25 protein-coding genes and 3 tRNA genes are annotated in these 26,314 nt (G+C 28.5%); 17 read left to right on the top strand and 11 right to left on the bottom strand.

From position 1 onward, the window contains the following. Positions 1-58 precede the first annotated feature (58 nt). The 9 genes from C4S76_RS09180 to C4S76_RS09140 all read left to right on the top strand — a co-directional run bounded on the left by C4S76_RS09180 (position 59) and on the right by C4S76_RS09140 (position 8,458). On the top strand, positions 59-1,063 hold the full coding sequence (locus C4S76_RS09180; RefSeq protein WP_105194174.1) for an AAA family ATPase: 1,005 nt from the start codon (positions 59-61) through the stop codon (positions 1,061-1,063). 31 nt (positions 1,064-1,094) lie between these two features. Beyond that, entirely contained in the window at positions 1,095-1,961 is an 867-nt protein-coding gene (locus C4S76_RS09175; protein WP_105194173.1) for a DUF58 domain-containing protein, read from the top strand. Next, positions 1,961-2,890: a BatD family protein gene (locus C4S76_RS09170; RefSeq protein ID WP_105194172.1), complete on the top strand. Its 930-nt coding sequence runs from the start codon at positions 1,961-1,963 to the stop codon at positions 2,888-2,890. The genes C4S76_RS09175 and C4S76_RS09170 overlap by 1 nt, the downstream gene beginning before the upstream one ends. Then, positions 2,880-3,881 carry a vWA domain-containing protein gene (locus C4S76_RS09165; protein ID WP_105194171.1) on the top strand — a complete coding sequence of 334 codons (1,002 nt, stop codon included), beginning with the start codon at positions 2,880-2,882 and terminating at the stop codon, positions 3,879-3,881. Before C4S76_RS09170 ends, C4S76_RS09165 begins: the two co-directional genes overlap by 11 nt. 12 nt (positions 3,882-3,893) lie before the next feature. Then, on the top strand, positions 3,894-4,907 hold the full coding sequence (locus tag C4S76_RS09160; protein WP_105194170.1) for a vWA domain-containing protein: 1,014 nt from the start codon (positions 3,894-3,896) through the stop codon (positions 4,905-4,907). A gap of 106 nt (positions 4,908-5,013) precedes the next feature. After that, positions 5,014-5,751 carry a tetratricopeptide repeat protein gene (locus C4S76_RS09155; protein ID WP_181044096.1) on the top strand — a complete coding sequence of 246 codons (738 nt, stop codon included), beginning with the start codon at positions 5,014-5,016 and terminating at the stop codon, positions 5,749-5,751. After that, a complete protein-coding gene (locus tag C4S76_RS09150) occupies positions 5,751-7,556 on the top strand; it encodes a BatD family protein (protein WP_105194168.1) in 1,806 nt (601 codons plus the stop codon). Before C4S76_RS09155 ends, C4S76_RS09150 begins: the two co-directional genes overlap by 1 nt. 66 nt (positions 7,557-7,622) lie before the next feature. Further along, a complete protein-coding gene (locus C4S76_RS09145) occupies positions 7,623-8,216 on the top strand; it encodes a MarC family protein (RefSeq protein WP_105194167.1) in 594 nt (197 codons plus the stop codon). Positions 8,217-8,260: 44 nt separating this feature from the next. Further along, positions 8,261-8,458, top strand: a complete 198-nt coding sequence (locus C4S76_RS09140; protein ID WP_105194166.1) for a hypothetical protein — start codon at positions 8,261-8,263, stop codon at positions 8,456-8,458. Positions 8,459-8,468: 10 nt separating this feature from the next. Here C4S76_RS09140 and rnpA read toward each other — a convergent pair whose 3' ends face one another. Continuing rightward, positions 8,469-8,834, bottom strand: coding sequence for a ribonuclease P protein component (rnpA, locus tag C4S76_RS09135; RefSeq protein WP_105194165.1), 366 nt, complete (start codon positions 8,832-8,834; stop codon positions 8,469-8,471). Positions 8,835-8,987: 153 nt separating this feature from the next. On the opposite strand from rnpA, the gene C4S76_RS09130 reads away from it, so the two are divergent. Together C4S76_RS09130 and C4S76_RS09125 are read left to right on the top strand one after the other, a co-directional pair. Further along, a complete protein-coding gene (locus C4S76_RS09130) occupies positions 8,988-9,401 on the top strand; it encodes a BrxA/BrxB family bacilliredoxin (protein WP_105194164.1) in 414 nt (137 codons plus the stop codon). Between the two features lie 4 nt (positions 9,402-9,405). Further along, a complete protein-coding gene (locus tag C4S76_RS09125) occupies positions 9,406-9,732 on the top strand; it encodes an iron-sulfur cluster assembly protein (RefSeq protein ID WP_105194163.1) in 327 nt (108 codons plus the stop codon). A gap of 59 nt (positions 9,733-9,791) precedes the next feature. On the opposite strand, the gene C4S76_RS09120 is transcribed toward C4S76_RS09125, so the two are convergent. Then, complete coding sequence (locus C4S76_RS09120; protein ID WP_146105725.1) at positions 9,792-9,998, bottom strand: hypothetical protein; 207 nt, start codon at positions 9,996-9,998, stop codon at positions 9,792-9,794. Between the two features lie 292 nt (positions 9,999-10,290). Here C4S76_RS09120 and C4S76_RS09115 point away from each other — a divergent pair, with 292 nt between their 5' ends. Next, entirely contained in the window at positions 10,291-10,989 is a 699-nt protein-coding gene (locus C4S76_RS09115) for an RsmE family RNA methyltransferase (protein ID WP_105194161.1), read from the top strand. 120 nt (positions 10,990-11,109) lie between these two features. Here the strand turns inward: C4S76_RS09115 and C4S76_RS09110 are convergent, their stop codons facing one another. Together C4S76_RS09110 and proS are read right to left on the bottom strand one after the other, a co-directional pair. Next, a complete protein-coding gene (locus tag C4S76_RS09110; protein ID WP_245915819.1) occupies positions 11,110-12,351 on the bottom strand; it encodes a 3-deoxy-D-manno-octulosonic acid transferase in 1,242 nt (413 codons plus the stop codon). Positions 12,352-12,952: 601 nt separating this feature from the next. Next, positions 12,953-14,425 carry a proline--tRNA ligase gene (gene proS / locus C4S76_RS09105; RefSeq protein ID WP_105194159.1) on the bottom strand — a complete coding sequence of 491 codons (1,473 nt, stop codon included), beginning with the start codon at positions 14,423-14,425 and terminating at the stop codon, positions 12,953-12,955. 124 nt (positions 14,426-14,549) lie between these two features. Here proS and C4S76_RS09100 point away from each other — a divergent pair, with 124 nt between their 5' ends. The 3 genes from C4S76_RS09100 (at position 14,550) to C4S76_RS09090 (ending at position 18,060) form a co-directional block, all read left to right on the top strand. After that, positions 14,550-15,707, top strand: coding sequence for a VENN motif pre-toxin domain-containing protein (locus C4S76_RS09100; protein WP_146105724.1), 1,158 nt, complete (start codon positions 14,550-14,552; stop codon positions 15,705-15,707). A gap of 28 nt (positions 15,708-15,735) precedes the next feature. After that, a complete protein-coding gene (locus C4S76_RS09095) occupies positions 15,736-17,184 on the top strand; it encodes an OmpP1/FadL family transporter (protein ID WP_105194157.1) in 1,449 nt (482 codons plus the stop codon). 174 nt (positions 17,185-17,358) lie between these two features. Then, positions 17,359-18,060 (top strand): DUF421 domain-containing protein, encoded by a 702-nt coding sequence (locus C4S76_RS09090; protein ID WP_105194156.1) that lies wholly within the window; start codon positions 17,359-17,361, stop codon positions 18,058-18,060. 54 nt (positions 18,061-18,114) lie between these two features. Here C4S76_RS09090 and C4S76_RS09085 read toward each other — a convergent pair. The 6 genes from C4S76_RS09085 to C4S76_RS09060 all read right to left on the bottom strand — a co-directional run bounded on the left by C4S76_RS09085 (position 18,115) and on the right by C4S76_RS09060 (position 20,879). Then, positions 18,115-18,186, bottom strand: a tRNA-Glu gene (locus C4S76_RS09085). A 15-nt stretch (positions 18,187-18,201) separates the two neighbouring features. Beyond that, positions 18,202-18,453, bottom strand: a complete 252-nt coding sequence (rpsT, locus tag C4S76_RS09080) for a 30S ribosomal protein S20 (RefSeq protein ID WP_105194155.1) — start codon at positions 18,451-18,453, stop codon at positions 18,202-18,204. A gap of 135 nt (positions 18,454-18,588) precedes the next feature. Further along, a tRNA-Gln gene (locus tag C4S76_RS09075) sits at positions 18,589-18,659 on the bottom strand. 45 nt (positions 18,660-18,704) lie between these two features. Then, positions 18,705-18,782 (bottom strand) — tRNA-Val (locus tag C4S76_RS09070). Positions 18,783-18,884: 102 nt separating this feature from the next. Beyond that, the gene (locus tag C4S76_RS09065) at positions 18,885-20,108 is read right to left on the bottom strand and encodes a bifunctional folylpolyglutamate synthase/dihydrofolate synthase (RefSeq protein ID WP_105194154.1); all 1,224 of its coding nucleotides are present in this window, start codon (positions 20,106-20,108) and stop codon (positions 18,885-18,887) included. Positions 20,109-20,117: 9 nt separating this feature from the next. Continuing rightward, a complete protein-coding gene (locus C4S76_RS09060) occupies positions 20,118-20,879 on the bottom strand; it encodes a class I SAM-dependent methyltransferase (RefSeq protein ID WP_105194153.1) in 762 nt (253 codons plus the stop codon). Between the two features lie 217 nt (positions 20,880-21,096). Here C4S76_RS09060 and nhaA point away from each other — a divergent pair, with 217 nt between their 5' ends. Together nhaA and C4S76_RS09050 are read left to right on the top strand one after the other, a co-directional pair. Next, complete coding sequence (gene nhaA / locus C4S76_RS09055) at positions 21,097-22,305, top strand: Na+/H+ antiporter NhaA (protein ID WP_105194152.1); 1,209 nt, start codon at positions 21,097-21,099, stop codon at positions 22,303-22,305. 1 nt (position 22,306) lies between these two features. Continuing rightward, entirely contained in the window at positions 22,307-25,225 is a 2,919-nt protein-coding gene (locus tag C4S76_RS09050) for a M16 family metallopeptidase (protein ID WP_105194151.1), read from the top strand. A 360-nt stretch (positions 25,226-25,585) separates the two neighbouring features. On the opposite strand, the gene C4S76_RS09045 is transcribed toward C4S76_RS09050, so the two are convergent. After that, positions 25,586-26,209 (bottom strand): L-threonylcarbamoyladenylate synthase, encoded by a 624-nt coding sequence (locus tag C4S76_RS09045; RefSeq protein WP_105194150.1) that lies wholly within the window; start codon positions 26,207-26,209, stop codon positions 25,586-25,588. Positions 26,210-26,314: the final 105 nt, after the last annotated feature.

The following is a 26,314-nucleotide window of genomic DNA, read 5'->3' as shown; positions in this document are numbered from 1 at the left end:
TGTAGCTCAATTCAATCAAAATAATGAAATTTGTAAAAAGATAATTTTTAGATCAATAATGGATTACACATCAACTTCTGAAGATATAAAACTTATTATAGAAAAGGTTCAGGAAAAAAGTCAAGACTTTAATTTATTAATTAAAGAAATAAATCGGGTAATTATAGGGCAAAAATATATGATAAACCGTTTGCTTATTGGATTATTAACTAATGGACATGTACTTTTAGAAGGAGTTCCGGGGTTGGCTAAAACTTTAGCTATAAAAACTTTATCAGAGGCTTTGGATGGCGAATTTTCCAGAATTCAATTTACCCCTGACTTATTACCTGCAGATGTCGTAGGAACCTTAATCTATAATATAAAGGATAACGATTTTTCCGTTAAAAAAGGACCTGTGTTTGCTAATTTTATATTAGCAGATGAAATAAACAGATCACCAGCAAAAGTACAATCGGCTTTGCTGGAAGCTATGCAGGAAAAACAAGTAACTATTGGCGATGAAACCTATAATTTAAAAGAACCCTTTTTAGTTTTAGCTACTCAAAACCCTATCGATCAGGAAGGAACATACCCTTTACCTGAAGCTCAAGTAGATAGGTTTATGTTAAAATGTGTAGTAACCTATCCAGAATTTGAACAAGAAAGGGAAATATTAAAACAAAATATTTCTAATGAAAAACATAGGGTAAAAAAAATAGTATCATTAGAAAAAATATTTGAAACCAGGGAATTGGTTCGAGAAATATACATGGATGAAAAAATTGAAAGTTATATTCTTGATATTATATTTGCTACTCGTTTTCCTGAAAAATATAATTTATCTCAGCTCAAATCATATATTTTGTTTGGATCCTCACCTAGAGGAAGTATAAGTTTGGCTTTAGCGGCTAAAGCACATGCTTTTCTCAATCAAAGAGGGTTTGTAATTCCGGAAGATGTTAAATCTGTAGCTAAAGATGTACTTCGTCATCGAATCGGCATTAGTTATGAAGCGGAAGCGGAAAATGTAACCACGGAAGATATAATAGATCATGTATTACAATCCATTACTGCGCCATAATTTATTATTTAATTTTTTAAAATAAAAAAAATTGACAGCAGAAGAGCTTTTAAAAAAGGTCAGGCTAATAGAATTTAAATCTAAAAGGAAAATAAATTCATTGTTTTTAGGTGAGTATCACAGTTCTTTCAAAGGAGTAGGAATGACTTTTTCTGAAGTACGTCAATATCAGTATGGAGATGATGTAAGAAAAATTGATTGGAATAAAACCGCTCGTTTTAATGAACCATTTGTGAAAATATTTGAAGAGGAAAGAGAAATGATATCTATGATTTTGATAGATATTAGTGCTTCTATGAATTTTGGTACTCGTAAACAATTTAAAAATGATACAGTTGCCGAAATTAGTGCTACATTAGCATTTTCTGCCATAAAAAATAATGACAAAGTCGGTTTAATTTTATATTCTGATAAAATAGATTCATTCATTCCTCCTAAAAAAGGGAATTCTCATGTGGTAAGGATGATAAAGGAAATTTTAGAAACTGAACCAAAACCTACTCAAACTAATTTAAATTTTGTTTTTGATTTTCTACTAAAAACAATAAAGAGGAAATCAAACATTTTTTTAATTTCGGATTTTGATATTCCAAACTTTGAAAGAAGTTTGAGTATTGTTACCAAAAAACATGATATTACAGGAATAAGGGTTTATGATGATATTGAAAAAATATTTCCCAATATTGGATTAGTAAAATTCAAAGATTTAGAAACGGGAAAAATTCAATGGATTAATACTTCTTCCTCAAAGATTAGAGAAGAGTATTCTAAATATTATGCGATGTTGGTTACCCGTGTGGAAAATACATTTAATAAAAACGGAGCTGGTTTTTTGAATATTCCTACACAAGGAGATTATATAAAAGTTTTATTTAATTATTTTAAAGGACATCATTAATGAAAAGAAAAATAGTTTACATATTTTCTTTTTTATTTTTATATACTTTTGCTTATTCGCAAGAATTAAAATGTTCAATTTCTGCTACAAAAATTAAGTATGGAGAACCTATAATTCTAAAATTGGAAGTAAAAGGGAATAAATCTGATCGCATAGTTTTTCCTTATATTAAAGATACTCTTACATATCATTTGGAATTATTAAATATAAAAATTGATACTTTAACTCACGATAAGATTCGTATTTATACCGATAGTATATCATTTTCTGTCTATGAATTAGGACAATTTAAAGTTCCTCCACAAAAAGTAATAATAAATTCAAAAGAATATTTTTCTCCTGAATATCATATAACTGTAGACTCAATGGCTATAGATAGTTTAAAACAGCCATTATATGACATTAGACCAATTATAACAGAGCCTAAAACAATAAAAGACTACATAGAGCAGTACTGGATGTATATGCTGGCAGGGCTTATTTTTATTATTATATTTATTATAGTTATTATTTCTTATTATTTGGAAAAAAAAGGAAAGGGATCTTGGAGAAAGAAAAATTCGGACCTAGGTATTTTAGCTATTAAAAAAATTAATAAACTTGAAAAAAGTAACTATTTAAATAGAGGTTTAAGTAAAAAATATTATTCAGAATTAATTGTAATTCTAAAAGACTATATGGAATTTCGTTGGAAATTTCCTGCTTCCAAATTAATTACTGAGGATTTAATAAGTTATTTAATTAATAATAAATTTATAAATAAAGAAGAAGAAGCTTTAATTGTAATTTTTCATTCAGCAGATTTAGCAAAATTTGCTAAATCAAGACCTACTATCCAAGAAACGCGTATCCATACAGAAATGGCCAGAAAATTTATCAACGATACAAAAATGGAATTTTTAAATCTTAAGGAGAAAAATGAATACTAATTTAGAATTTGAATATCCTTGGTTTTTACTTTTTTTGCTTTTCATACCAGTATTCATATTTTTAAAATACAGGAAAAAAGTAAAGTTAGAGGTAATTTCTATTCCTAATGTAAAAGCATTTGGTACATCCGGAAATAAATTAGGTATTTTTCAGCCCATTCTGTTTTGGTTAAGGTTGTTTATAATTGGTTTACTGATATTTGCGTTTGCACGTCCAAGAGTTATCGATGTATCTCGGGTTTTGGAAAGTGAAAAAGGAATTGATATAATGCTAACTGTAGACGTATCTCTCAGTATGTTGGCTAAAGATTTAAACCCCGATCGTTTAACTGCTTTAAAACAAGTAGCTATAAATTTCGTAAATGAAAGACCTATAGATAGAATTGGACTGATAGCCTATTCGGGGGAAGCCCTTACTTTAGTACCTTTAACTACAGATAGAAATTTACTGACCCAACAGTTAAGTGAATTAAAAACTCAAACACTAGAAGGAGGAACCGCCATAGGAGTAGGGTTAGCTACTGCAGTAAATCACCTTAAAAACAGTAAAGCAAAATCAAAAATTATTATTCTAATGACCGATGGGGTTAATAATGATGGATTTGTAGAACCTACTATTGCTGCAGATATTGCTGCACAAAAAGGGATTAAAGTTTATACTATTGGTATAGGAACCAATGATTGGGCTTTATTCCCGTCCAGTCAAGATCCCTATACAGGTAAAATATATTTCGAAAAGCAAAAAGTTGAAATAGATGAAGATTTATTAAAGTATATAGCAAAGCAAACAGGAGGAGAATACTTTAGAGCTATAGATACAAAAAGTTTGCAAGATATTTATAGTAATATTAATCAACTAGAAAAATCAGATATTAATGATTTAAAATATTATAATTATACTGAAAAATATAGAATGTTTTTAGTTCCGGCTTTAATTTTATTGTTGTTGGAGTTATTCTTGAGAGGTTTTGTTTTCCGAAGCATAATATAAAGAAATAATTTAATGAATTGGGAGTTTGAAAAAATATCATATGCATTTTTATTGTTACTCGTACCATTTTTAGTATGGAGGATGTTATATTTATATAACTGGAAAAAAATAAAAATAGATCATTTTATTGATCCGGGTTTAAAAAATAAAATTCTTGGAAATATAGATTTATCAAAGTATATAAAAACCAATATATGGTTTATTATTATTTATATTTTACTTGTTTTAGGTCTGATGAATTTAACGGGGGGAATAGAAAAAAAAGAAGTAAAAAGAGAAGGTATAGATATGGTGTTTGTTATAGATGTCTCTAATTCCATGAATGCAGAAGATATAAAACCTTCTAGAATAGAAAAGGCTAAAAAAATTATTAATCAGATTATTTCAAAACTAGGAGGAGATAGAGTAGGCATTGTAATTTTTGCAGGCCAAGCTTATTCCGTAATGCCTCTTTCTAATGATTATGGAGCTGCAGAATTATATTTAAACGGAATAAGTACAGATTTAATTACAGCACAAGGAACTAATATTGCAGATGCGGTTTTAGAAGCTTCCAATATGTTGTCTAATATTAGTAATACATCTAAAGCCATAGTTTTGATTTCTGATGGAGAAACGCATAAAGGAGAGGAAGATAAAGCTATAGAAACTGCAAAAAAAAATGATATTACTATATTTTCAATTGGAATAGGAACTTCACAAGGAACTCCAATTCCTATGAATTACGAAAATGGATATTCAGAATATAAAAAAGATGAAAATGGAGACATAGTATTAACTCGTTTGGAAGATGGATCTTTAAAAAGGTTAGCTTCTTTAACTAAAGGGGCTTACTTTTATGGAAGTAATACTACAGATATAGTGTCTAAGCAGGTTTTTAATGAATTATCTTTATTGCATAAAAAAGAACAATCAACCAGTTATAGTTATGCTACTAAACAATATTGTCAATTTTTTGTAGGGGCTGCATTATTTATATTAATTATGGTTTCTTTAATAGATTATAAAAGAGATTTTAATGTTTAATCTTAGTATATTTGTTATGATGTTTAATAAAATTAAAATACTAATATTAATTCTTTTTTTATCATGCACTCTTTTTTCTCAAGAATCAAAATCAAGGAAATATTTTGTGAAAGGGAATAAAGAATATCTTAAATTATCCTATGATGAAGCCGCCGCTGATTATTTAAGAGCTATACAAGAAGGTGGAAATACATATAAATCTAACTTTAATTTAGGGAATGCAATGTATCGATTGAAAAAATATGATGAAGCTATCTCACAATACAAAAAATCTACTAAATTAGCAACAAATAAATCAGAAGAAGCAGATGCCTATTTCAATATTGGAGACAGCTATTATAAAAAGAAAGATTATGAGCAGGCTGCTGAAGCTTTTAAAAAAGCTTTGAAATTAAATCCTAAAGATAATAAAGCAAGATATAACTATGCATTAGCTAAACAAAAACTAAAAGATCAAGACAAAGAAGAAAAGGAAAATAAAAAAGATAATTCCAAAAAAAATTCTAAACAAAATCAAAAAAATAATTCCCAACAAGAAAATCAACCAGATAAGCAACAAAATCAAGGTTCTCAACAAGAAAATGATCAACAAGGAAAATCTGGAGGAAATGGAGACAATGAAAAATCAGGACAAGGAGGCGGACAGAGACAAGGAAATCAAAAGATAAATAATAATAATCTCCAGTCAGACGAAAAGAGTAAGAGTGAAAAAGATTTAGAAGGACAAAGACAATTTTATGAGGGTATTTTAGGTTCTATGGAAGAACAGGAAAAAAGGGCTCAACAAAAAATTATAAATAAAAAAATTCCCCAATCTCAATCAATAAAGGGGAAAGATTGGTAATGAAAATTATAGTATTACTTATAAATGTTATTTTTTTAGGAGTAATAGGAATATCAGCACAAATATCCTTTCAAGCTATTCCCCAAAAAAAAGAGGTAGGAATAGATGAACCGATACGTATACAATTTATTCTTACAATAAAAGGAAGGGATGTAAGGGATGTAGGGAATATAAAATTGCCTGCATTTACAAATACACAGGTAATTGGGAAACAAATAATCCAGAATCAGACTTATGAAGATGGTATTTCTACTATTGAATATGGTAATGAAATAAGTTTAAGGCCTGTTAAATCGGGAAGTATAAAAATAGGTTCTGCTTCGGTAATTATAAATGGAAAAGTATATTCCACTAAACCTTTAACTATAATAGTATCAGGATATGCTAATAACCATGAAGAAAAAGGATTTCCAGCCAAAATAGGAGAAACATTTTTAGCTTTTAAAATATCAGACAAAAACCCGTACCAAAATGAAGGTGTAATTGCAAAATTAAAATTTTATACAAAGCGTTTGGAACTATTAAATAGTATTACAAACCTTACTCCACCAAATTTTCAGGGGTTATTTGTACAACCTATAAAAGAAAGGAATAATACATATGAACAAGAAATAATAAATGGGGAAACCTATCTTTCAAGAACTATAAGTTCTTATGTAATATTTCCATCAAAGCCAGGAGTAATTGTAATTAATCCATTTATTTTAACAATGGCTGTTCCTAGTGGTTTTTTTGATGAACAAGAGGTAAATATTAAATCAGCTCCCATAACATTACAGGTAAAAAAATTGCCTGCAAATCCTCCTGTAGATTTTTATGGAGTAGTAGGAAGCTATAAAATTAATATAACTCCTAGTAAAACACATTTAAAAGCAGACGAATCTACAACTATTAATGTTGAAGTATCAGGTAACGGAAATATAGGGTTAATAAAATCACCAGCTTTAATTGTTTCGGAAGGGATAGAATCATTTACTCCAAAAGAAAAGATGGAATCTTATCCTGGATCAGAGGGAGTTATTGGAAAATTAAGCTCTTCAACTGTTTTAGTTCCTCATAGAGGTGGACAGTTTACTATAAAAGTAAGTCCATTTAGTTATTTTGATCCTCAAACGGGAACGTATAGAAAAATTATCCCAGATCCTGTTATATTAACTGTCACTGGAGATAGCTTAAAAGGAGAAAGGGATAGTATCAATGTTTTAAAAAATAAAAATATAAAAGATCCATTGTCTTTTATACCTAGTATTAAAGTTAGTGATACTCTTTCTGATGTTCTAGATGGAAAACAAAAAACTTTGGATTGGATATTACTTGCCATAATGGCGATAGTTATAATAATAATTATTTGTATTATTTATTTGAGATTTATAAAAAATAATAGTAAAACGAAAAAAGAAACATCAATAAAAGGAGAGAAAAATGTAAATTTTGAAAAACTGGATAAAGAAAACACACCTAAAACCATTCATATAATAGAACAAAATAAAGACGATCTAAATTCCCGGCTATTTACATTGAAGAAGATGGCAGAAAAAAATGAAAATAAAGAAGAATTTTATAATTTGGTAGAATTCTTGTTGCAGAAAGCAGTTCGGAATAATTTAGATTTAAATGAAGATCAATTTCTAACAACATCAGAAATAGAAGAACAATTAGCCAATAAATTTGGAGATGAGTTTTCAGATGAATACAAAAATCTACTCTTAAAATCACAAATTGAACGATATTCTAGCATTTCAGAAGAAGATTGTTTAGATGAGGTATATTTAAAAGTAGAAAAACTCATAAATAAACTTATGTAAATACATATATTTTTTTAATATTTCTTTTCATTATTTTTACAAATTAAATCAAAGTTCAAGTAATAAATGCATTATCATTTCTCAATACAAGAAATTATTAGCTGTTTTATGGTTTTATTTGCTATTATTGATATTATTGGTAGTATTCCAATTATTGTTACCATAAAAAATAAAGTGGGATATATTCAAGCCAGGAAAACCTCATTGGTAGCTTGTGTCATTCTAATCTCTTTTCTTTTTATAGGGGAAAAATTATTGAAAATAATTGGGATAGATGTTCCCTCATTTGCAGTAGCAGGAGCATTTGTTTTGTTTGTTATTGCTCTAGAAATGATATTAGGTATTGAAATCAATAAAATGGATGAACCTAAATCTGCATCTATAGTTCCATTAGCTTTTCCTTTAATTGCCGGTGCTGGTTCTCTCACTACAGTATTGGCTTTAAAAGCAGAATATCATACCGAAAATATTATTTTAGCCATAATACTTAATATGATAGTTGTTTATTTAGTGTTAAAAAATTGTGGAAGATTAGAACAAATATTAGGTCAGGGATTCATTTCTGTGATGAAAAAAGTATTTGGAGTTATATTACTAGCTATATCAATTAAACTATTTACAACTAACATTACTTCATTAATTGAAAAAGTACCTAATTGAATTTACATTAAGTAAATTTCTTATATTTGTTATAAACACATAAAATGAAATATTTTTTAAATATCACGTTAATTCTTTTTATTGCAGTTATTATATTTAATGCTACAAGAATTAATTATAGTATTGGAATTACTTCAAGTCCCAATGATAAATTTTTATATTCAGGTTTAGTTGCTATTATTGGAGTTATTGTAGTTTGCATTGTAAAACAAATTCGTTTACTTGCATCTAAAACAAATTAGAATAATATTTTTATTTGGGAATTTTTTTTAGTAATTGTAAATATTTTTTTTCTATTTCTGAAAAAGGAAGAATTTCATTTCCCACATAAATGATCATAACCCAATGAGGATCTGGAAATGTTTTATAAAAGAGGTCTTTATTCAAACGATAACATTCTCTTAAAACTCTTTTAATATAATTTCTCTTTACTGCCTTTTTAAAATGTTTTTTAGAAACAGAAACACCGATTTTATGATTGTTAAATAAATGAAAATGACTGGTGGGGCAATAAATTAATTTTAAAGGAAATTTATTACACCATATACCGTTTTCAAATAAAAATTTTATTTGAGATTTATTTTTTAAATGTTCATTTTTAGTATAACTAAATATCATATAATAAATAATATAATAATTAATTTAAATAGTTAAATTAATGCATTTGTATTATTCTTGCTATAGCACTAATCAATAGTTTTTCAAATATAGACTTATTTGTCTAAATGATAAACATTAATTAATTTTGTCTAATTAAAAATAATTTCAATTATGTATCCAGAAGATGTAGTAATGCCTATGAAGGCCCAATTAACCCAAAAAGGATTTATAGATTTAGATACTTCTGAAAAAGTAACAGAAGCACTCAATAAACCGGGAACTACACTACTCATTATTAATTCTGTTTGTGGATGTGCTGCAGGATCTGCACGCCCAGGGGTAATATTATCGATAGAAGGAGCTGGTAAAAAACCAGAATTTTTAACCACAACCTTTGCTGGGTTTGATATTGAAGCAGTAAAAACAGCAAGAGAACATTTAGTGCCTTTTCCTCCTTCCTCACCTTCAATAGCTTTGTTTAAAGATGGTGAATTGGTGCATTTTTTAGAAAGACATCATATAGAAGGTCATTCTGCAGAAATGATTGCTGAAAATTTACAACAGGCTTACGGAGAATTCTGTTAAAATTATGTCTTTGACCGAAAAACAAATAGAAGACTTAGGAAGTAAAATTGTTGAAAAATTAAAAACAGTTTACGATCCTGAAATTCCTGTGGATATTTATGAATTAGGATTAGTATATGATGTGCAGATCAGTACAGAAGGACAAGCAGAAATACTGATGACATTGACTACTCCCAATTGTCCGGTTGCAGAATCTTTACCAATAGAGGTAGAAGAAAAGTTAAAATCTATTGATGAAATTACAGATGCGGTAGTTAAAATCACTTTTGATCCTCCTTGGGATAAAGATATGATGAGTGAAGAGGCCAAGTTTGAATTAGGTCTTTTATAAATATAATAGCTCCACATTTGTGGAGCTATTATATTTATAAAATCTAAAACTAATTTAAATTACATTGCTTTTGCTGATTTATCGTTAGATTTAGTTGCACTAGTAGCTTTTTTGCTAGAAGTTTTTTTCTTTTTAGCTGGCTTTGAATTTGTTGCTTTTACTTCTTTTTTAGTAGGTTCTTGTTTAGATTTATTTACTTCTTGTGCATTAATTAAACCTAATCCAAATATAGCAGTTAAAGCTAAAGTTAAAATTTTTGTTTTCATTTTGTTTTCATTTAAAATTCTTATATCAAAGGTATTTAGGATTTCATAAAAAAATAAAATCACTAAATTAATTAACGTATATTTAACAATCAATAATAATTATCTAATAATCAATATTTTAATTATGGTAAAATATTTAGTCAGATTAAAACTCTATGAAAGCTTAAAAATGCCTTAAAACTTTTTGTGAATATTAAGAAAAATAATAAAAAAATGGTTTATAAAAAGATATTAGAATTTATAAAGTAAAGAGTTAAAAATTATATTTGTACATAATTTTAATATACATACAATGAAATTATTTATAGGAGATATAAATTCTTATGAGGTAAAATTAAGAGATGAAGAACAACATCATATACTAAACGTTCTTAGAATGACAGCAGGAGAGGAAATATATATAACAGATGGCAAAGGAAATTTGGTGAGAGGAAATATTAACATATCTGGAAAAAAAATTGATGTAGATATTCAAGAAAGATTTGATGAAGAAGCAAAATCAGAATATAAATTGCATATTGCTATTGCCCCTACAAAAAATATAGACAGATTTGAGTTTTTTGTAGAAAAATCTGTAGAATTAGGAATTACAGAAATTACTCCTATTATATGTAAAAATTCTGAAAGGAAAATTTTAAAAGTTGATAAAATACAAAAACAGATAGAAAATGCATGTAAGCAATCTTTAAAGATACATTTCCCAATAATAAATCCACTTACCCCATTAAAAGAATTTTACCAGAAAATAAATCAAAATATATATGTAGCCCATTGTTATAAAGAATATGAAAAAGTTTTTTTAAATCAAGTATTAGATCAAGTATTAGATCCTATAATATTAATAGGTCCGGAAGGAGATTTTTCTAAAAAAGAAATCGAAGAATTATATGAACACAAAGTTATGGGGATTGATTTAGGAAGAAGTAGACTACGAACTGAAACTGCAGGAATATTTGTATCAGCAGCTTTTTATTATAAACATTTTTTCTGAAATATAATATTAAATTTGTTTCAAATAAATATCAAAATTGATTTTAGATGTATATATGAATAACTTATGTAAATGATCTTGCATAATAAAATCTATAATATCTAGTAACTTATAATTTTATTAAGATTTAAAATAACGAAGTATTATTTGAGTAGAATTAGGCTTGTTTAAAATATATTTTTGGGCTTTTTGTCCTAACTCATTTCGTTTTTGATCATTTTGTATTAATTCATACAAAATAATATTAAAATCTTTTGAGGAATGAATTACTATTCCCCCTCCATTATTTACTAATTCCTCCGCTTCTATAAATTTATGATAAATAGGACCATAAATAACCGGAGTATGGAATATGGCAGGTTCTAAAACATTATGTACCCCCTCTTTACCAAAGCCGCCACCCACATAAGCAATATCAGCATAAGAATAAACCTGTGTAAGAATACCAACCGTATCCAAAATAATTACATTATAAAACTGTAAATCTTTACCTTCTATTTCAGAAAATAAAAGTGAAGGAACTTTTAACACTTTTTTTAATTTCTGAAAATATTCTGAATTCATATTATGAGGGGCAATTAAAATTTTAAAGTTTTCAAAAATGTCCGTTTTATGAATAAATTTTTCAATTAAATCATCATCTTCTTTCCAAGTACTTCCTGCTACTAATAAAATTTTGTTTTGCTTGAATTGTTCTAACCATTCTAAATGAATGGATTGCGATAAAAGCATTTTGACACGATCAAAACGTGTATCTCCGGATATAGTATTTTGAGGAATACCAATTGAATTTAGTAATTTTTGAGAATTTTCATTTTGAACAAAAAAATGAGAAACTTTTTGAAGTATGGAGACTATCCATTTACCATATGTTTTAAAAAAAAATTGATTATTTCGAAATATAGTAGAAATAAAAATTGTATTAATATGATGTTTTGATAATTCTTGAAGTAAATTAAACCAAAAATCATATTTTACAAAAATCACATGTTCAGGATGTAAATATTTGATTAATTTTTCAGCGTTTTTTTTAGTATCTAAAGGTAAATAAAATACCAAATCAGCCCAAGATTGATCTTTAATTATTTCATATCCGGATGGGGAGAAAAAACTGAGAACAAATTTATAGGTTGGAAATTTTTCTTTTAAAGCAGTAAACACCGGCAACCCTTGTTCATATTCCCCTAAAGAAGCTGCATGCATCCAAATTACCTGGTCTTTCGGTGAAATATTATTCTTAATTTTTATAAATAAGTTTTTCCTTCCTTTTACCCATAATTTAGCCTTTTCTGAAATAAGAGCGGCTAGGTTCATTCCCAGTCCTAATAGATAAATGATTATATTATAAATGACTTGATTCAAATTTTATTTTTTATTTAGAAAATATTTGCTCATAAAAGTGAACGACTTATTTAAAAAATACCTTAACCTTATATAAGATATTTAAGGAATATATTGATTAAAAAAATAATATAATACATTTATATCACGACTTTATGAGTTAAACTAGAAAACATAATTAACAATTTTTTTTAATAATACAAAAATATCTTTTAAATCTATTTCATTTATTATAACATAATTAAAATTATTGAAATTATTTGTTTCCATAAGTTTTGTTTTTTTAGCTAATTTATATAATATAAATTGGTCTTTTTAAAGTAAGTATGATTTAATATATCTTTGGTTATACATTTTATTAAGTCCTAATTATTAATAGATAAAGCAGAAAATAGATAAGAATTATATCTAATGTAATTTTTTTGAAATTTAGCACTAAAATAATTAGTATACATACTAGATTTTCATAATAAATATTTTAAACTAGTATGTGTATAAAGATAGATTTAAACATATATTAGCTTTAATTACTTTATCTTTTTTTTAGTTAAAAATTAGAATAAAAAAAATTTTTATTTGGATTAGAATAATTCTAAAAATAGAGTATCCATATTATATAAATTTAATAAGCGCGGGCAAATAAAACTCTTTTTTTAGAAGGATTTCCAGAATAAATACAAACTCCGTTTTCATCAACAGCATCAAAAGGGATACAGCGAATGGTAGCTTTAGTTTCTGCTTTTATTTTTTCTTCCACTTCTATAGATCCATCCCAATGTGCCGATACAAATCCTCCTTTTTCATCCAATACTTTTTTAAAATCTTCATAAGTATCTACCGGAGTTATTAAAGAATTCATTCTTTCTTTAGCTTTTTTAAAAATTGAATTTTGTATCTCTTGTAATAATTCTGTTATATAAACGGACAGACCTTCTATATTGACAAGAGATTTCTCTAAAGTATCTCTACGTGCAATTTCTACTTGATTATTCTCTAAATCTTTTGGACCTATGGTAACGCGTACAGGGACACCTTTTAATTCATATTCATTAAATTTCCATCCGGGTTTATATTCTGTACGGTTATCAAACTTAACAGAAATACCTGATTTATTAAGCTCAATTTTCAAATCTTTAGCTATTTTTGAAATAGCATCTAGTTGTTCATCTGTCCTATGAATAGGAATAATAACCACTTGTATAGGGGCTATATTAGGAGGTAGAACCAAACCGTTATCATCTGAATGAGACATGATAAGAGCTCCGATTAAACGCGTAGAGACCCCCCAAGAAGTAGCCCATACAAATTCTTGTTTTCCTTCTTTAGATTGATATTTAACATCAAAAGCCTTGGCAAAGTTTTGTCCTAGAAAATGTGAAGTTCCGGCCTGAAGAGCTTTCCCATCTTGCATCATAGCTTCTATACAATAAGTTTCTATAGCTCCGGCAAATCTTTCTGATGGAGATTTTACACCTTTTATAACAGGGACACCCATAAAGTTTTCAACGAAATCCGCATAAACTTCCAACATTCTTTCTGCTTCTTCAATAGCCTCTTTTTCATGGGCATGTGCGGTATGTCCTTCTTGCCATAAAAATTCAGAGGTACGTAAAAATAAGCGGGTACGCATTTCCCAACGTACAACGTTTGCCCATTGATTAATCAGAATAGGTAAATCTCTATATGATTTCACCCAGTTTTTATACGTATTCCATATAATGGTTTCAGAAGTAGGACGAACTATCAGTTCTTCTTCAAGTTTAGCTTCAGGATCTACAATTACACCATTTCCATTTTCAGAATTTTTTAATCGATAGTGGGTGACTACAGCACATTCCTTTGCAAAGCCTTCGACATGATCTGCCTCTTTAGATAAGTAAGATTTTGGGATAAAAAGTGGAAAATATGCATTTTCATGACCGGTATCTTTAAACATTTGATCTAGTTGTCTTTGCATTTTTTCCCAAATAGCAAACCCGTAGGGTTTTATTACCATACATCCTCTAACACCTGAGTTTTCAGCCATATCGGCTTTAATTACTAATTCATTGTACCATTTGCTATAGTCTTCTTTTCTAGATGTAATTGTTGCCATAAATTATATTTTGTCCTAATTTTAAACGGATATTTGTGTAATTAATTGGTATGACTTTTGTATTTTTAACAAAAATTTAATTTAGCAACAAAAATATAATATATAAACTACTAAAAAAAATATCATGAATAATATTAATAGTATATTAAAAAGATTTTGGTTAACGACAGGAGTTTTCTTTTTGTTAATTAGCCTTTTAATTTCATGTTATACGGGACAGTCTTATGCGGGAGAAGATAGTATTTATTACAATCCTAAAAAGAAAAATAAAACACAAAAATCTTATGATTATGTATATAACGATAATCAACTATCTGGAAGTTCTGACGAAGTAAGGATAGGGAAACGTTATATTGACCCTACAACCAAAGCAAGTGATTTATTATATGATGATGCATCTAATAATTCTAATGTTAATAGTAATCGTTCGTCTTATCAGAGTAATGACGTTTGGGGTGATGATGGAGGAACAGTAGTTAATAATTATTATTATGGTGGTGGTTATTATCCATATTTTGGCTCTTATTATTGGGGAGGCCCTTGGGGATTTAACAGCTATTGGGGACCTTATGGCGGATGGAATTGGAATGTTTCTATAGGATGGAGCTGGGGCTGGTCCGGTTGGGGCTGGGGAAATTCTTGGGGACCATCTTGGGGTTGGGGATATCCTTCCTATTGGGATAGGTGGCACCATGGATATTGGGGATGGAATAATCCTAGATATTATGCCAATTATGGTCCAAGACCAACAAGTATGGTATATGGAAGAAATTCCTCATATCTTGACCAATCTTATTCATCTGTACGAAGCAGACAACTACAAGATGTTCAACGACAAACTGTGCGTAATAATGTTATTTCTGGTAGTAGAGACGGTTTAGTAAATGGATCTAGAAATAATGCTATATCTGGGTCAAGAATAGGAAACACATCTAGAGACAACAATGCTTTAAGTACTTCTAGTTCACGAAACAGTGGAATAAATAATAATACTTCAGGAAGAGCAAGAATTAGTTCCGATGTAATAGGAGGCTCTCGAAATGGAACATTCAGTGGCAGCAGAAACAGCTCCATTGGTTCATCAAATAGGGAAATGTCTGGAACATCTCAACCATCAAGAAATTATAATTCAGAAAGTCGTTCTGTGCCGTCATATTCCCCTTCTTCAGGAAGCAGAGGAGGCTCAATAGGAGGAGGTTCATTTGGTGGAAGTAGAGGAGGTTCTATAGGAGGAGGCTCAGTTGGTGGAAGTAGAGGAGGTTCCATTGGAGGAAGAAGATAGTAAAAATTATTAAATATTTTAATTAGCTATGAATAAAAAAATAGTACTCTTTACTGCTTTATTAGCAATGTTTCAGTATGGAAAATCTCAGATTTTTGACCCAAATTCTATATATGATGGATTAAATGCATATAATGGAAATTTTGAAAATTCTGGGACAGCAAGGTATATAGGTATGGGAGAATCTATGGGAGCTTTAGGTGGAGATATAAGCGCTGTAGAAACCAATCCTGCTGGATTAGGAATATTTAGAAATTCTGTTGCAAATTTAACATTGGGTGTTTTATCTAATAAAAATAAAGCAACTATGAAAAATTCATATTCCAATACCGATACAAATTTTAACTTTTCTAATGCTGGATTTGTTATGGCATTTGGTGATGAATCAGATCGTCTCAAATTAAATTTAGGAGTGAATTATAGTTATCAGAGATTAGATAATGATGTAGTTTTTCCATATAATGAAAGTTATGTTTATACTATAAACAATCAAGAGTTTGATTTTAACAGTTATGAACAATCTGTAGACGGATATAAATCCAAATTAAAATTTAGTATTGCTACTAATTTTGATGATGTTATTTATTTTGGTTTAGGATTAGATTGGCATTATATAAGTATGGATAGAATGGATAGTTATTCAGATAGGTTGCTTTCTGATAATAATTTAGGTTATTTTTATCGACAAGGAACACCATATTCTCAAGATGCCAATGGTTTTGGTTTATCTGTAGGGGTAATAGGAAAAGTTTTTCCTGAATTAAGATTAGGAGCAGCTTATCATTCTCCGATATGGTGGTCTGACATAGATACAGATTATAATTATTTTACAGCAGAAGTTTCTAAAGATAATGTTTTAAATTGGGATATTTATTATGGTTATTATGATAAGTATAAAGTTACAGCACCTGGTAAATTAGTTTTAAGTGCAGCTTATGCATCCGACATTGTCAATGATGATAATTCGTTAGCTTTTAACTTTGACTTTATAAATTATTTTAATAAAGATTATGAATTTAAAGGCAGTCCCGATTATAGGTTAAATAATACTTTTGTCGATAATTATATGCATGATTCTCAAGAATATCGTGCAGGTATTGAGTATAGATTTAAAGAGTTAAAAGTTAGAGCAGGGTATGCTTATATGTCATCTCCTGTAAAAGATAACACTATAACAGGATTTAATTATGAAACAGGGACAGATTCAATGGTGAAAAATTATATGGCAGGTGAAAAAAATAAATTTTCTTTCGGTTTAGGTTATGATATAGGACAATTTTTTGCAGATTTTGCATATCAGTTTATAAAAACAGATTATTATACTTCTTTTTCAGGAGCTTATTATAACAACAAAGAAATAAGAAATTTTGGACCTGGTTCAGAAGGTCCATTATCTCCAATATTTGATAGTGTAACCTTTGGTAAAATAAAGAATACGCAAAATAATTTTGTTCTTACTTTGGGAATGAGATTCTAATAATTTTAAAAATATAAAAAAACTCAGGTGATTTTCATCTGAGTTTTTTTGTTTAATATGCAATATAATTATATTATGTTTATCTTAATTATTATATTTGCGTACATATTTATTTATAATTCAATAAACATATATTATTCAGGAAAAATATGTTAAACTGAAATTTTTTTTATTATGTTAGAAAGTACGTTAAATTACATAGATATACCAAAAAACTTATTGATAGGATTTAAACTCATTGTGGCATTCATTGCCATTTTAGTGTATATAAAAATTGTTGGTAGGACTATTTTAAATCAAGTTTCAGGTATTGATCTAGTACAGAATATTATTTTAGGAGGTCTTGTAGGAGGAATTATTTATAATCCGGATATAACAATTTTAGAATTTGCTATTGTCTTATTTATGTGGACTTTGATTATATATATAGTTGCTTATATAATGAAAAGAAATGGTTTAATCCGTAAAATGGTAGAAGGTCCAATTATTCCCTTAGTTATAAAAGGAAAGTTAAATGTAGAAGGGTTTAAAAAATCTAAAATTGATTTATTGACCTATGCAAATATGTTGAAAAGCAAAGGTATATATGATATTTCAAAAATTTATTTTGCGCAATTAGAACAAGATGGATCTCTTACAGCCTTTACAGATGATTTTGATCAATATACAGTTTTATTAGTTATAAACGGACGTATTAATCATGTATATCTTGAAGGAATAGACAAAGATGAAGAATGGCTGAAAAAAGAATTAAAAAAAGAGGGCTATACAGATATATCAAAAATATTTTTAGCACAATGGTCTAAAGACAAGTTTTACATTGTATCTAACCGAGATCAAAAGAAAATAAAAAATTCAGATGAAAAAATTTATTAGAAAAAATAGAATACAAAAAAATCACTTAATATACTTAAGTGATTTTTAATTAAGTAGCCCGTAGGGGAGTCGAACCCCTCTTGCCAGAATGAAAATCTGAAGTCCTAGCCGATAGACGAACGGGCCAATATTTATTTTATATTAAAGAGCATTTACATGCTTGCTTAATTTCGACTTTAGATTGGCAGCTTTATTTTTATGAATTATATTTCTTTTTGCCAATTTGTCTATTTGAGAGAAGACAGATGGTAATTTTTCTACTGCAACGTTTTTTTCAGTTTCTTCTCTTAGCTCTTTTATAGCTGTACGAGTAGATTTATGATAATATTTATTGCGTAACCTTCTTACATGGTTTTGTCTTACTCTTTTTAACGCTGACTTATGGTTTGCCATAACTTTTTTTAAATTTTCTTTTTAAAATATTTAAAATCCACAACCTAACTACAGGTTCTTTTTTAATTTTGCGGTTGCAAATTTAATTTAAATTTATTTAATTACAAAATTTAAATTAATTTACTTATAAAAAAGTAGACCCACAGGGATTCGAACCCCGACAAACGGTACCAAAAACCGGTGTGCTACCGTTACACCATGGGTCTGTACCAATAAAAAAACCTTGACTGATTTAAGAGTAAGGTTTTTTATGGTGGGCGATGCAGGGTTCGAACCTGCGACCCCCTGCTTGTAAGGCAGGTGCTCTGAACCAGCTGAGCTAATCGCCCTCTTTAATCTAAACAAAATATGTTTAAGAACCTTGTGTAATTACTTTGTTTTGTAATTGGATTGCAAATATACGCTCATTTTTTATACTTGCAAATATTTTTTTAAAAAATTTCTGATACTACAAAATTACTTCCTCCGATAAATATAATATCTTTTTTATCGGAATCATTTTTAGCATTTGTAAAGCCTTCAAGTACACTGTCATATATTTTATAATTAGAAAAATATTGTTCAATTTTCATCTTATATTGATTAGGACTTAAACCCCTTTTTATGGAAGGTTTCACAAAATAATAAATTCCATTTGCAGGGAGTAAAGGAAATATTTTATCTAAATCTTTACCTTTTACAAATCCTATAACAATCCTTAAATGTTTATATGATAAAGTTTTAAATTGTCGAGATAATTGTTTGAAACCATCTTCATTATGAGCTGTGTCACATACAATTAATGGATCTTTTTGTTGGAGAATTTCCCATCTTCCTCTGAAATTCATGTTTTTGTTTACATGTAGTAATCCATTTTCAATGGCATGATTATTTATATTATAACCTTTTTCTTGTAAGATTTTAATAATTCCTAAAGTAGTTTTTATATTTTGAAATTGGTAAATTCCTTTAAGGTCTGAAACGTAGTTGTTTTGTATTAGGGTAGCATCTAAGTGTTTAGCTTTTTTTTCTTCAGCAATGTTAATTAATAAAGATTTAATATTTTCTTTATTTTCACCAATAACTACAGGTATTCCCTCTTTAATAATACCTGCCTTTTCCTTAGCTATTTTTTCTAAAGTATCTCCTAATAAGTCAGTATGATCCATAGATATACTTGTAATAGCACAAACTTCAGGGATGATGATGTTAGTAGAATCTAAACGGCCTCCTAAGCCGACTTCTATGACTGCAATATCTACTTTTTCTTTTGCAAAATATGAAAAAGACATAGCGGTAGTCAGTTCAAAAAAAGAAGGATTAAAATCTTTTGAAAAATAAGATTGAATTTCTACAAGAAATTGATAAATAAATTCTTGAGGACATTCTTTACCATTTATTCGAATACGTTCTGCGAAATTTTTTAAATGAGGAGAGGTAAATAGCCCTACTTTATATCCGGATTCTTTCAAAATAGAAGCGGTCATATTAGAAACACTCCCTTTACCGTTAGTTCCTGCTACATGAATAGATTTAAATTTGTTTTGAGGGTTTCCCAAAATATTACATAATTTCAGAATATTTTCAAATCCGGGTTTATAAGCAGATTTTCCTATATTTTGATAGTTTGAAACCTGAGAATATAACCACTCCAGAATTTCTTCATAAGATATCATAAAATAATTTTATATTTTTTGTACAATCCCAATATATTTTTTTTCAAATTCTACAATTACAGCATTTAATTTATTTTCTTGAACCCAATCTATAAATGCAGAATTATCCCCAATATCATCACTGATAAAAAAACCTTTAGGAGAAATCTTATTCCAGATGATTTTATAAGCCCATATCCTTCCTTTATAACTTTTATCACTGTCATAATGTGCAACGTCAAAATGAGATTGTTGGGTAAAAATCTTTGGTAAAGATTCTTTATCTGCAAAACGAAATAATTTCCAATATTTACGTAATGAATCAGGAACTACACAGCCTACGAATTTATCATTATTTCTGTCTAAATAAGGCATATCCGAACTATATAAAATACCTTCTCTTTTTTGTAAGGACAATAAAGCTGCTAAAGAGCTCCATCCGTAAGCAACTCCTGTTTCTAAAACATTTTTTGCCTGCGTATGTTCACATATTCCATAAATTAAATCCATAGCTCCGGCTCCACCCATTTTTACCGGGCAATTTAATTCCATTTTTTTAGCTTCTTCTAATACCTTAGGGAATTCAGTAGATAAAGAAAAATGTGAATTTGTTATTTTTAAAATCGCTTCTTTTTGGCTTATAGCCATTTTTGCACACCAATTTTCCGCTTCTTTTTTTCCTTTAAAAGCACTTCCTCTATCAAAAATATTTTTATAAATTTTTCTTAATAATTCAGGGTATAATTGGGGCCTGACTAAGTAACCGAAAAAGGTTCTGAGAATTGTTAACATTTATTCAAATGGTTAAAATAATTTACAAAAGTAAGTAAATCAAATATAAACAACATCATCAAAATAATAATACCATTAAATACTAACTACAAATACTGAAAACTTAGGTGACGTTTTTGTATCTCAAATATTTATAAATACAGAAAGTTGTAAATTGCAGTTTTTATTATGTCATAACTCAATAGAAAAATAAAGTTTTATGTTTTAGTAATTTACAATGAATCGGCTTAGTAAATCATTTATAAATTTTTTTCAAAAAGAACAATCTACCGGAATATTGCTTATATTATGTACTCTTATTTCTTTGATAATAGCAAATTCACCGGTTCAGATTTTTTATTTAGAACTTTGGGAAATTCCGGTAAGATTACAATTTGGTGATTTTAATTTTTTTAATTTCCATGGAAAACCCTTGACGTTTGAAACGTTTATAAATGAAGCTTTAATGGCCGTATTTTTTTTATCTGTAGGCTTAGAAATTAAAAGAGAAATTTATGCCGGTGAATTAGCAAACCTCAAAAAAGCTTTGCTACCTATAATGGGCGCTTTAGGAGGAATGATCATTCCAGCATTTATTTATATGCTTTTTAATTACGGAACTCAAACACAATCAGGTGCCGGAATACCTATGGCTACTGATATAGCTTTTGCTTTAGGAGTTCTTTCACTATTAGGGAAAAAAGTTCCAATGGCTCTTAAGGTATTTTTAACAGCTTTAGCCGTAATTGATGATTTTGGAGCAATTGTGGTGATTGCCTTATTTTATACTCAGGATTTGTCTGTATTTCATTTAAGTATTGCATTAATGATATGGGGAGTATTGCTTTTTCTAAATAAAGTAAAGATCTATTCTTTAGTACCTTATTTAGTAGGAGGGATTATTATGTGGTATTTTATGCTAAATTCAGGAGTTCATGCAACCATTTCTGGTGTACTATTAGCCTTTGCTATTCCATTTCAAAAAGGAGAGAAAAAAGTTAATTTTTCAAAATTGCAACATTTGTTACAACGACCGGTAAATTATATTATTCTTCCGCTTTTTGCATTAGCTAATACAGCTATTGTTGTGAATTCAGATATACAAAATATTTTTACTCAACGTTATAGCCAGGGTATTTTTTTTGGTCTGTTTTTAGGAAAACCTTTAGGAATTATGCTTTTCAGCATTTTAGCCTGTGTTGGTAAAATTTCTAAATTACCTGAAGGGGTTTTATGGAAACAAATGCTTGGAGTTGGATTTTTAGGTGGAATAGGGTTTACTATGTCAATATTTATTACCCTTTTGGCATTTGATCCTATATCACAACAGGATTATATAAATCATGCTAAATTTGTCATACTTACAACTTCTTTATGTTCAGCATTTGTAGGTTATTTTTATTTAAAAAAAATATTATTCCAAAATCATAGTAAAATAACTAATTAATATGAAAAAATCAATTTTAGTTTTATTAATTACATATTATTCGGTCATCATGGCAAAAGCACAAAATTATTACACAGAAATTCATACAGATGCTAAGGGATATGCCTATGAAACAGTAAATGGGGATCCTTCAAAGTCTAGAGTATACACTTTAAAAAATGGATTAAAAGTTTATTTATCACAGAATAAAGACGAACCTAGGATACAGACCTATATTGCTGTAAGAACAGGGTCATCTAACGATCCTTCCGAAAATACAGGGTTAGCACACTATTTAGAGCATATGTTATTTAAAGGAACCAGTAAAATAGGAACTTTGAACTGGAATAATGAATCACAATTACTGGAACAAATTTCGGATCTATACGAAAAACATAAAAAAGAAACAGATCCTGAAATGAAGAAAAAAATCTATAAAAAAATAGATAGTGTTTCACAAGAGGCTTCAAAATATGCAATTGCAAATGAATATGATAAAATGATTTCTAACTTGGGAGCAACCGGAACCAATGCCCATACTTGGTTAGATGAAACAATTTATAAAAATAACATTCCTGCCAATGTATTAGAAAAATGGTTGTTTGTAGAAAAAGAAAGATTTTCAGAATTGGTACTCAGACTTTTTCATACTGAATTGGAAGCAGTATATGAGGAATTTAACAGGGCGCAAGATAATGATGCCCGTTTAGTGAATTATGAACTAATGGATGCCTTATTTCCAACTCATAATTATGGACAGCAAACCACATTGGGAAAATCAGAGCATTTAAAAAATCCTTCTATGAAAGCAATTCATAAATATTTTAATACATATTATGTTCCTAATAATATGGCGTTGGTTTTAGTGGGAGATTTAGAGTATAATAAAACCATACAGCTTATAGATAAATATTTTGGTAGTTTTGAGTATAAAGAACTACCAGTAAAGAAAAAGGTAATAGAAAAACCTCTCAATCATGTTATAAAAAGAGTGGTAAAAAGTCCGACTTCAGAAAGGTTGCAGTTAGCTTTCAGAACTGAAGGCACAGGAAGTAAAGAAGAATTATATGTGCAAATGATAGATATGATTCTAAGTAATACCGGAGCCGGACTTATTGATATGAACATTAACCAAAAACAAAAGGCACATGGAGCAGGGTCTTATACTAGTATATTTAAAGATTATGGAATACATGTTCTCTATGGAGCTCCAAAGGAAGGGCAAACTCTAGAACAAGTACAGCAATTATTATTAGAACAATTAGAAGAAATTAAAAAAGGAAATTTTGAAGATTGGTTATTAGTTGCTATAGTAAAAGATTTAAAAACTAGACGATTGAAATCTTGGGAGAAAGCTAACGGGGTAGCAACTAAAATGTATAACGCTTTTATTCAAAAACAATCTTGGGAAGAGGTTTTAGGAGAAATTGATCAATTAAGCCAGATAACCAAACAGGAATTAATGCAATTTGCCAATAATTTTTATCAGAATAATTATGTGGTAGTTTTTAAAGAAAAAGGAGAAAACAATAAATTAATAAGAGTAGAAAATCCGGGTATTACCCCTATTGTTTTGAACCGTACAGATCAATCTCTATTTTACAAAGAATTTTCCCAGATTCCAGAAAAAGAAATTAAACCGGTATTTTTAGATTATAAAGCACTTATTAAAGTAAAAGAATTAGAGCATACCCCTTTTTATTTTATAAAAAATACAACAAATGAGTTGGCCGGGCTTTATTTTATATATGATTTTGGAACAGATAATAATAAAGATTTAATTTTAGCTTTAAATTATCTTCATTTATTAGGGACTGATCGATATAGTAAATCCCAGCTGGAACAAGAATTTTATAAGGCTGGAGTTACTTACGATGTACAAGTATATAATGACAGAATATATGTTCACCTGAAAGGCTTGGAAGAGAATATACCCCAAGGGTTAGATTTACTTGAGCATTTATTTTCTCGGGCTCTGCCAGATGCGGATGTATATAATGATTATTTGAAAACAATTAAGAAAAGCCGAAAAAATTCTAAACTAAACAAACAATCTATTTTTAAAGCTTTAGCTATCTATGCTCAATATGGTAAATTTAACCGGATTACAAATAATATTTCTAAGAATGAATTAAAAAATAAAAATCCTCAGGATCTGGTAGATATAATTCATGATTTACATAATTATAAGAAAGAAATTTTTTATTACGGTAAAAGAATGTCAGTAGCAGAAAAAGCACTTTTAAAATCACATAATTTTGGAAAAGGTTTAACATATAAATCTCCAATAAAATATGAAAAATTATCATCTGACGGTACTTTATATTATGCACCTTATGATATGGTACAGGCAGAAATCTTATTTCAGTCTAAAGGAGAGTTGTTTGATGTAGGAAAAATGTCTTTAGCGAGAGTTTTTAATGAATATTTTGGAGGGGGATTATCTTCAATTGTATTTCAGGAAATTCGTGAAAGCCGTTCACTAGCCTATTCAGCCTTTGCAAATTATGCAGTTGCTACCAAAAAAGAAAATTATGATTTTATATCTTGCTATCTGGGAACGCAAGCAAATAAATTACCTCAGGCAGTTGAAGCTATGAGTGAACTGATGAATCATATGCCTGAGATAGATAAACAGTTTGAGAATGCAAAAAACGGAGCATTAAAACAAATTGCTTCGGACCGGATCACTAAATCCAATATATTTTGGTCTTACAGGGCAGCACGTAAAAGAGGGTTGGATTATGATATAAGAAAAGAAATATATGCAAAAATCAAAGAAATGAAAATGTATGATTTAAGGGATTTTTTTAATAAATATATAAAAGGGAAAAAGTATAATGTTTCTTTAATTGGAAAAAAAGAGAACTTGGATTGGAATGCTGTTGAAAAATTAGGAAAAATTAAAGAGTTGAGTATTAATGAACTTTTTAATTATTAACTTCCAAATAGGATTTATAAATAAACCTACATACTAAAAATTAGTAGTAATCAAGAGTATATAAATCTTTTTTTGAAAAAATTAAGAGCACTATTACCTTATATATTATTCCACTTAAATTATAATTGGAAAAATGTAGATAAGATATATAAATGAAAAATTTATTAGCTAAAAATGGTTTAGCTTTTAATGATATTCCTTTGCCTGAATAAATAATTCGGACATTTTTATCCTGCTGCCCTGATTTATATTTTATTGTTTTTAAAAAAAGAAAGGCTATTTAAGTTTGCTATACTAAATTTAGAAAGAGAAAGGGCTTATATTTATTTTTTATATGATTTTATAAGGAAACTATATTAATTACAAGTATGTTTCTAAAATTCCCTTTCCTTGCCTTAATATTACCGGGTTTCCAGAGGTTACATCTACTACAGTAGAAGCTGTATGATCACCCATTCCGCTATCTATAACCCAATCCACCAGTTTATCATATTTTTCGGCAATTAATTCAGGATCTGTGGTATATTCAATAATTTCATCATCACTATAAGTAGAAGTGGAAGCAATAGGATTCCCTAATTTTTCTACAATCATTCTTGGAATAGGATTGTCTGGTATCCTTATACCTACGGTTTTTTTATTTTTGTAAATAGAGGGTAAATTGTTGGATGCATTAAGAATAAAAGTGAAGGGACCGGGTAGAGTTCTTTTTAATAATTTAAATATAGAATTATCGATAGGTTTGGAAAATTTAGCCAGATCACTCAAATCACTACATACAAAGGAAAATTGAGCCTTTTCTAGCTTTATGTCCTTTATTCTGGCCAGTTTTTCCATGGCTTTATGATTGAAAATATCACATCCTAGTCCATAAACCGTATCGGTTGGATATATAATAGCCCCACCTTTTTTTAATATGGAAACTATTTGGTCTATTTGTTTTTCGGAAGGATTTTCCGGATGAATTTTTAATATTTTTGCCATAGTTTTTTACATTTTTAGGTTTTTAAGATATAAAATTTATTGTTGACATTATATTCATTTATATATTTAGTGCCAAAATAGATGGTCTTTAGGTTCATATAATAA

This window comes from Apibacter adventoris (assembly GCF_002964965.1).
GTDB classification, from domain to species: domain Bacteria; phylum Bacteroidota; class Bacteroidia; order Flavobacteriales; family Weeksellaceae; genus Apibacter; species Apibacter adventoris.
The sequence above is the reverse complement of the archived record's forward strand: the minus strand, read 5'-3'. Positions and strand labels throughout refer to the sequence as shown.